8 protein-coding genes are annotated in these 7,640 nt (G+C 72.2%); 3 read left to right on the top strand and 5 right to left on the bottom strand.

Translation table 11 applies throughout. The annotated features are described in order from the left end of the window. From ABZ914_RS42195 to ABZ914_RS42215, 5 genes are all read right to left on the bottom strand, one after another. Positions 1-93, bottom strand: a 93-nt coding sequence (locus ABZ914_RS42195) for a LacI family DNA-binding transcriptional regulator (protein WP_500200351.1), incomplete at its 3' end; no start/stop codon positions are given. 10 nt (positions 94-103) lie between these two features. Further along, complete coding sequence (locus ABZ914_RS42200) at positions 104-1,741, bottom strand: glycoside hydrolase family 13 protein (RefSeq protein WP_500200337.1); 1,638 nt, start codon at positions 1,739-1,741, stop codon at positions 104-106. A gap of 45 nt (positions 1,742-1,786) precedes the next feature. Then, entirely contained in the window at positions 1,787-2,617 is an 831-nt protein-coding gene (locus ABZ914_RS42205) for a carbohydrate ABC transporter permease (protein ID WP_500200339.1), read from the bottom strand. Next, positions 2,614-3,639 carry a carbohydrate ABC transporter permease gene (locus tag ABZ914_RS42210; protein WP_500200342.1) on the bottom strand — a complete coding sequence of 342 codons (1,026 nt, stop codon included), beginning with the start codon at positions 3,637-3,639 and terminating at the stop codon, positions 2,614-2,616. The genes ABZ914_RS42205 and ABZ914_RS42210 overlap by 4 nt, the downstream gene beginning before the upstream one ends. Positions 3,640-3,644: 5 nt before the next feature. Further along, positions 3,645-5,024 (bottom strand): ABC transporter substrate-binding protein, encoded by a 1,380-nt coding sequence (locus tag ABZ914_RS42215; RefSeq protein WP_500200344.1) that lies wholly within the window; start codon positions 5,022-5,024, stop codon positions 3,645-3,647. A gap of 201 nt (positions 5,025-5,225) precedes the next feature. On the opposite strand from ABZ914_RS42215, the gene ABZ914_RS42220 reads away from it, so the two are divergent. The 3 genes from ABZ914_RS42220 to ribA all read left to right on the top strand — a co-directional run bounded on the left by ABZ914_RS42220 (position 5,226) and on the right by ribA (position 7,491). Further along, the gene (locus ABZ914_RS42220; RefSeq protein ID WP_500200346.1) at positions 5,226-5,915 is read left to right on the top strand and encodes a nucleotidyltransferase domain-containing protein; all 690 of its coding nucleotides are present in this window, start codon (positions 5,226-5,228) and stop codon (positions 5,913-5,915) included. Further along, positions 5,912-6,658: a nucleotidyltransferase domain-containing protein gene (locus ABZ914_RS42225; RefSeq protein ID WP_500200347.1), complete on the top strand. Its 747-nt coding sequence runs from the start codon at positions 5,912-5,914 to the stop codon at positions 6,656-6,658. The genes ABZ914_RS42220 and ABZ914_RS42225 overlap by 4 nt, the downstream gene beginning before the upstream one ends. Positions 6,659-6,825: 167 nt before the next feature. Then, the gene (gene ribA / locus ABZ914_RS42230; RefSeq protein ID WP_500200349.1) at positions 6,826-7,491 is read left to right on the top strand and encodes a GTP cyclohydrolase II; all 666 of its coding nucleotides are present in this window, start codon (positions 6,826-6,828) and stop codon (positions 7,489-7,491) included. Positions 7,492-7,640 lie beyond the last annotated feature (149 nt).

Below are 7,640 nucleotides of genomic sequence, written 5' to 3' on the forward strand. Positions count from 1 at the left end.
CGGGGACACGCCCGGCTTGCCGTTCAGGACCCGGCTCACGGTCGCCTCGCTCACCCCGGCGTGCGCGGCGATGTCCGCCAGGCGTGTCGTCATAGGTCTCAAATTATCCCTCTTCACGGCTTTGCCACAGCGCGGTGTCCGGCGGGAGCTCGACCGTGTCGCCCTCGATATGGACCGGTCCGCTCGCGAGCAGCGGAACGCCTGCGGCCGGGACGCGGACCGGGTGGTCGCCCATGTTCACGACACAGGCGCACGCGCGCCCGGTCGCGGGGTCCTCGCGGACGAACGACAGCGTGCCCTCGGGGCCGTCCAGCCAGCGGAGCGGGCCGTCGCCGAGCGCGGGGTGCTCGTGCCGCAGGCGCAGCGCCGTCCGGTACAGCGCGAGCATCGAGCCGGGGTCCTCGCTCTGCGCCGCCACGGTCAGGTCGCGCCACGACGTCGGGATCGGCAGCCAGGACGAGGCGCCCGCGCCGAAGCCGAACGGCGGCTCCTCGCCCTCCCACGGCAGCGGGACGCGGCAGCCGTCCCGGCCCTGGCCCTCGCCGCGCAGCCGCTGCGGGTCCTGCTGGAACTCCTCCGGCAGGTCGAGCACCTCGGGAAGGCCCAGCTCCTCGCCCTGGTAGACGTACGCGGAGCCGGGCAGCGCGAGCGTCAGCAGCGCCGCCGCGCGGGCCCGCCGCAGCCCCGTGTCGCCGCCGCCGTAGCGGGTCACGTGCCGCTTCACGTCGTGGTTCGACAGCACCCAGGTCGCGGGCGCGCCGACGGCCCCGGCGGTGCGCAGCGACTCGTCGACCACCTCCCGCATCCCGGCCGCGTCCCACGGCGCGGTCAGGTAGTGGAAGTTGAACGCCTGGTGCAGCTCGTCCGGGCGGGTGTAGAGCGCGAGCCGCTCGGGGGTCGGCGCCCACGCCTCCGCGACCGCGATCCGCCGCCCGCCGTAGCCGTCCAGGACGCGGCGCCACTCGCGGTGGATGTCGTGGACGGCGTCCTGGTCGAAGTACGGCAGGACGTCGGTGCCGAGCATCTCGACCTGGTTCGGGTGCCCGACGTCGGGCAGGCCGGGCGCCTTCGCCATGCCGTGCGCGACGTCGATCCGGAACCCGTCCACGCCGAGGTCGAGCCAGAACCGCAGGATGTCCGCGAACTCGGCGCGGACCTCGGGGTTCTCCCAGTCCAGGTCGGGCTGCTCGGCGGCGAACAGGTGCAGGTACCACTGCCCGTCCGGCACCCGCGTCCACGCGGGGCCGCCGAACACCGACTCCCAGTCGTTGGGCGGCTCGGCGCCGTCCGGCCCGCGGCCGTCGCGGAAGACGTAGCGGGCGCGCTCCGGCGAGCCGGGCGCGGCGGCGAGCGCCGCCCGGAACCAGGCGTGCCGGTCGGAGGTGTGGTTCGGCACCACGTCGACGATGATCCGCAGACCCGCCGCGTGCGCGTCCTCGATCAGGGCGCGGGCGTCGGCGAGCGTGCCGAACAGCGGGTCGACGTCGCGGTAGTCGGCGACGTCGTAGCCGAAGTCGGCCATCGGCGAGACGTAGAACGGGGTCAGCCACAGCGCGTCCACGCCGAGGGAGGCCAGGTACGGCAGCCGGGACCGGACGCCCGGCAGGTCGCCGACGCCGTCCCCGTCCGAGTCGGCGAAGCTGCGCACGTACACCTGGTAGATGACGGCGTCGCGCCACCAGCGGGCGGCGTCCCCGGCGGGGGAGCCCGGGGCGGGGACGGCGAGGGTGTCCTGCGTCATGAAGGTCCTTCGGGTAGGGAGCGTGTCGGGGTCACGTGCGGGCCGTCACTTGACGCCGCCGGCGGTGAGGCCGGCGACGATCCGGCGCTGGAAGACCAGCACGACGGCGATGAGCGGGACGGTCACGATGACCCCCGCCGCCATCTGGGTGCCGAACGGCTGGTCGAAGCCCGAGACGCCGGTGAACTTGGATATCGCCACGGTGGCGGTCTGCATCTCCTTCTTGTTGACCATGGACAGCGCGATCAGGAACTCGTTCCACGCGGCGATGAACGTCAGGATCGCCGTGGTGAACACCCCGGGCGCCGCCAGCGGCACGATGATCTTGCGGAACGCCTGGCCGCGGGTGCAGCCGTCCACCATCGCGGCCTGCTCCAGCTCGTACGGGAGCTGGCGGAAGAACGCGGTGAGCAGCCAGACCGACAGCGGCAGCGCGAACCCCAGGCTGGGCAGGATCATCGCCTGGTACGTGTTGATCCACTTGATGTCCGTGAACAGCTTCAGCAAGGGCACCAGCTGCGAGATTCCCGGGAACATCGTGGTCGCGACGATCAGTCCCAGCACCGCGTTCTTGAACCGGAAGTCCAGCCGGGCGAGGGCGTACGCGGTGAACGTGCCGATGAGCAGGGTCAGCGCGGTGGTGCAGCCCGCGACGACGAGGCTGTTCAGCAGTGCCCGGCCGAAGCCGTTGTCGCCCGAGAACACCGCGTGGAAGTTCTCCCACGACCAGCGCGTGGGGACGATCGAGTTGTCGAACTGGTCCTGCGGGCGCCGGAACGCCGACACGGCCATCCAGTAGAACGGCGCGAGGCAGTACACGGCCACGACGGCGAGCCCGAGGTAGGACAGCGCCCGCTTCGGCAGCGACCCCGTCATGCGGTCACCTTCCTTCGCTTCCCCCTGACCGGGCGGTTCCTGCGCGGCCGCTTCGCCTGCTGCCGCGCCTCGCCGATGATGTCGGCGCCGAGCAGCTTGACGAACAGGTACGCGATCAGCGCGATGTACAGGAACAGGATCGTCGCGTACGCCGCCGCGGACCCGTACCGCAGGTTGGACGCCTCGAACCAGGCGATCATCGTCAGCGTCTCCACCGACCGCTGGTTCACCCCGATCAGCACGGCGGGCAGGTCGAACATCCGCAGCACGTCCAGCATCCGGAACAGCACCGCGACCAGCAGCGCGGGCTTGACCAGCGGCAGCGTGATCCGCCAGAACCGCTGCACGGGCCCGGCGCCGTCCACCCGGGCCGCCTCGTAGACGTCCCGGGGGATCATCTGCAGGCCGGCGAGCACGAGCAAACCGATGAACGGGGAGGTCTTCCAGACCTCGGCGACGACGACGGCGATCTTCGCCTGGAACCCGTCGGCGGTCCACAGGACCTGGTGCCGCAGTACCGCGTTCGCGGCGCCGTCCGCCTGGAAGATCCACCGCCAGAGCAGGCCGGAGATCGCGGTCGGGATCGCCCACGGGACGAGGATGCTGGCCCGCACGAACGCCCGGCCGCGGAACGCCTGCTGCATGATCAGCGCCATCGCGACGCCGATCACCGTCTCCAGCACGACCGTCGTGACGGTGAAGAACGTCGTGTTGCCGAAGGCGTTCCAGAACGCGTCGCCGCGGTCGCCGTGGAAGATCGCGGTGTAGTTGTCCAGGCCGACGAATCGCTCGCCCTGGACGACGAACCCGTTGGCGTCGAGGCCCTCGCCGCGCGTGTACAGCGACTCGCGGAACCCGGCGAGCACCGGGTAGCCGATGACCAGCGCGAGCACGAGCAGCGTCGGGGACAGCAGCAGCGCCGCGAGCCGCCTCGTGCCCTGCACGTCGCGCTCGCGGGGGCGCGCCCCGCCCGCCGGGGGGGTGTCCGCGGCGGGCGGCGTGCCGTCGTAGGTGGTGGTCATGCCGGTCACTGCGCGGTCAGCGGACCGAGCTTGCCCTGCAGGTCGGTCAGCGCCTGGTCGACGGTCTTCCTGCCGGTCACCGCGTCGTACACCTCGCCCTGGATCGCGGCGGTGACGTCGCCGTACTTCACCGCGACGGGGCGCGGCCTGGCGTTGGCGATGGCCTGCTTCAGCACCGGCAGGTACGGGAACTTCTTCACCATCTCGGGGTCGTCGTACAGCGAGGCGAGCGTCGGCGCCTGCGAGGTGGCGAGGAGGTTCGCGCGCTGCGACTGCTCACCGGTCAGGTACCGGATGAAGTCGAGCGCGGTCGCCTTGTTCTTGGCGAACGCGGAGATCGCGAGGTTGTGGCCGCCGAGGTTGGCGACGCCCGGCCCGTTCGGCCCGGGCAGCTGCGCCACCGCGAACTCGCCCGCCACCTTCGACGACCCGTCGCCGGAGTTCGCGAGCGCGTACTGGTAGGGCCACTGCCGCTGGAACAGCAGCTTGCCGGACTGGAAGTAGCGGCGGCCGCCCTCGGTGTCGAGCGTGACGGCCTCCTTCGGCATCCGCCCGTCCTTCTTGGCGTCGACGAGGAACTGCAGGCCCTGCCTGGCCTGCGGCGTGTTCAGCGTCGGCCTGCCGTCCGCGCCGACGATGGACCCGCCGGCGCTGCCGATCGCCTCGACCGCGCTGATGGTGACGCTCTCGGTCTTGTTGACCTCGGTGAAGAAGCAGTCGACGCCCTTGCCCTCGGGCAGCTTCTTGACCTTGTCGCAGTCGGACCACATCTCGGCGTAGGTCTTCGGCGGCGCGGAGATCCCGGCCTTGGCGAGCAGGTCCTTGCGGTAGTACAGCATCCCGGCGTCGGAGGTGGACGGCACCGCGTACAGGTTGCCGCGGTACTGCCCGGTCGTGACGGTCGCGGGCAGCATCTTCGCCAGGTCGATCCGGTCCTTGGGCAGCGGCGTCAGCCACCGGTTCGCGGCGAACTCCGCGGTCCACACCACGTCGAGGTTCAGCACCGTGTACGCGTCGGACTTCGTCGTCGCGTTCTGGATCATCTGCTGGCGCTGGTCGTTCGGCTCGTCCGGCAGCTCGATGACCCGGACCTTCTCCTGCGGGTGGTCGGCGTTCCAGCCGTCCAGCTGCTTCTGCAGGTAGCCGGAGCGGTCCTTGCCGGTGACGAAGGTGATGGGGCCGCGGCCGGTGAGGCTCGCGGTGCCCGCGCCGCCCTTCGAGCCGCCCCCGTCGTCCCCGCCGCAGGCGGAGAGCGAGAGCGCGAGGGCGGCGCAGACGACGGCGCCGGTGACGAGGGGGCCGGTGACGAGGGGGCCGGTGACGAGGGGGCCGGTGACGAGGGGGCCGGTGGAACTCGGGGCGCCGATCGGGGGGATGCGCCGCATGGGGTCCTCCTTCGCGGGACCTGCGGACGTCGTCCCGCAGGTCCGGGATTGGGGTGGCTGGACCGGGACGTTAGCAACGGCTTGCAGTCGCGTAAATAGCTTGCAGAAAGTTTCTGCAAGCTCGTTGCGGAGCCGTAACGCCTTACAGCCCGCCGGCAAACCCGGTGGCGTCCGGGCGGGCGCCTGCGCCAGGCTTCCGTCGTGACCTCCGAAGACCTCCGGCTCGTCCGCGACCACACCGTGCTGTCGGTCGTCACCGGCTCGCGCGCGTACGGCCTCGCGACCGGGGACAGCGACACCGACCGGCGCGGCGTGTTCGTCGCGCCCGCGCCGCTGTTCTGGCGTTTCACCAAGCCGCCGACCCATCTGGACGGCCCGCTGCCCGAGCAGTTCTCGTGGGAGCTGGAACGGTTCTGCGAGCTGGCGCTGGCCGCGAACCCGACCGTCCTGGAGTGCCTCTGGTCGCCGATCGTCGAGACGGTCACGCCCGTCGGGGAGGAGCTGCTGGCCGTCCGGGACGCGTTCCTGTCCCGGCACGCGCACCGCACCTTCCTCCGCTACGCCGACGCCCAGTTCCGCAAGCTGCAAGGCGACTTGCGCAACCGCGGCGAGCCGAAGTGGAAGCACGTCATGCACCTGCTGCGCCTGCTGCTGAGCGGCGAGCACCTGGTCCGGACGGGTGAGCCGCTGGTGGACGTCGGCGCCCTGCGCGACCGGCTGCTGGCGGTGCGGCGCGGCGAGACCGGCTGGGACGAGATCGAGCGGTGGCGCGCCTCGCTGACCGCCGGCCTCGACGACGCCCTCGACCGCAGCCCGCTGCCCCCCGAACCCGACCGAGACCGCGTGGAGACCCTCCTCGTCTCCGTCCGCCGCAGGAGTGTGGATTGGTGAACCTGCCCGAAGGCATGCTCGACGTGCTGGCCGCCGACCACCCGTACCCGCGGGCGTTCGTCACCGTCAGCGGCGCCCACCTGTACGGCTTCCCGTCGCAGGACTCCGACGTCGACCTGCGGGGCGTCCACCTGCTGCCGCTGGAGGAGATCGTCGGCCTAGAGACCGGCGAGGAGACCGTGACGCTCATGTGGGACCACGCGGGCGTGGAGGCCGACGTGGTCACCCACGACCTCGCGAAGTTCTGCGCGCTGCTGCTGCGGCGCAACGGGTACGTGCTGGAGCAGGTGCTGTCGCCGCTGGTCGTCGCGACGTCGCCGCTGCACGAGGAGCTGGTCGCGCTGACGCCCGGCCTGTTCACGTCGAACCATGCGCACCACTACCTCGGTTTCGCGCGCTCGCAGTGGAAGCTGTTCGAGCGGACCGGCGAGCTGAAGCCGCTGCTCTACACGTTCCGGGTGCTGCTCACCGGCGTCCACCTGATGCGGGAGGCGGAGCTCCAGGCGGACCTGACCCGCCTGACCGGATACGGCCCCGCCTACCTGCCGGAACTCGTCGAGGCCAAGCGCGCCGCCGAGCACGGCGCGCTGCCGGCGGACGCCCCGTCGCGGGAGGTCCTGGAGGCGGACGTCGCCGCGCTCACGGCCCGGCTGGAGGACGAGCGCGGCCGCAGCGCGCTCCCCGAGCAGCCGCCGGCGCGCCGTGCCCTGCACGACCTCGTGGTCCGCGCGCGAATCGGCTGAACCCTCGGGTACCTCCCCTCCGTGCCAGTCGGTGTGACCGCCCGGCGGATTCGTTCAGAGCCTGAATGATTCACGGGTAGATTCATTGCCGGGGACGCGACCACGGGCCGCGGCCGCTGCGTACCGATCGCTGCGGGGCACGGTGATCACGAGCCGAGGAGGGGCAGATGCACGACCAGGGCATCGACAGCGAGGACATCGCGGAGGCGGACCTGAGAACGCGGCGCGGGACGTTCCGCGCCGTGGCGTTCCGGGACCCGGTCGACGGCAACGAGCACATGGCGCTCGTCCGGGGCGACGTCGCCGGCCGCGCGCGCGTCCTCGTCCGGATGCACTCCGAGTGCATGACCGGCGACATCTTCGGCGCCACCCGGTGCGAGTGCGGCGACCAGCTGGACGCGGCGATGGACGCCCTCGTCCGGGAGGGCGCCGGCGTCCTGGTCTACCTGCGCGGCCACGAGGGCCGGGGGATCGGGCTGGTGGCGAAGGTCCGCACGCACGTGCTGCAGGACCAGGGGCTCGACACCGTCGACTCCGCGACCGCGATCGGCCTGCCGGTCGACACCCGCGACTACGGGCCCGCCGCCCGGGTGCTGCGGTACCTCGGCGTCGGGTCGGTGCGGCTGCTGTCGAACAACCCGGTGAAGGTCAGCGCCCTGCGGTCCTACGGCATCGACGTCGCCGCCCGGGTCCCCCTCCTCGTCCCGGTCAGCGCCGACAACCTCCGCTACCTGACCGCCAAGCGCGACCGCCTCGGCCACGACCTGCCGCAGCTGGACGGCGTGCTGCCCGCGAAGGCGTCCCCGGTGGACGCCGGTGAGGCGTGCCGATGACCAGGCCGATGACGGTGCCTCGCCCCGTGCCGCGGCCGGGGCGGCGCCGGCCCGTGGTGTGGCGGGCGTGGGAGCTCGCCGGCGCCGCGTGCGTCCAGGTCGCGGCCGTGGCGTGGCTGCGGCCGGGCCCGGCGGGGCTCGCCGCCGGC

The organism is Spirillospora sp. NPDC046719 (assembly GCF_040645715.1).
Classification (GTDB): Bacteria; Actinomycetota; Actinomycetes; order Streptosporangiales; family Streptosporangiaceae; genus Spirillospora.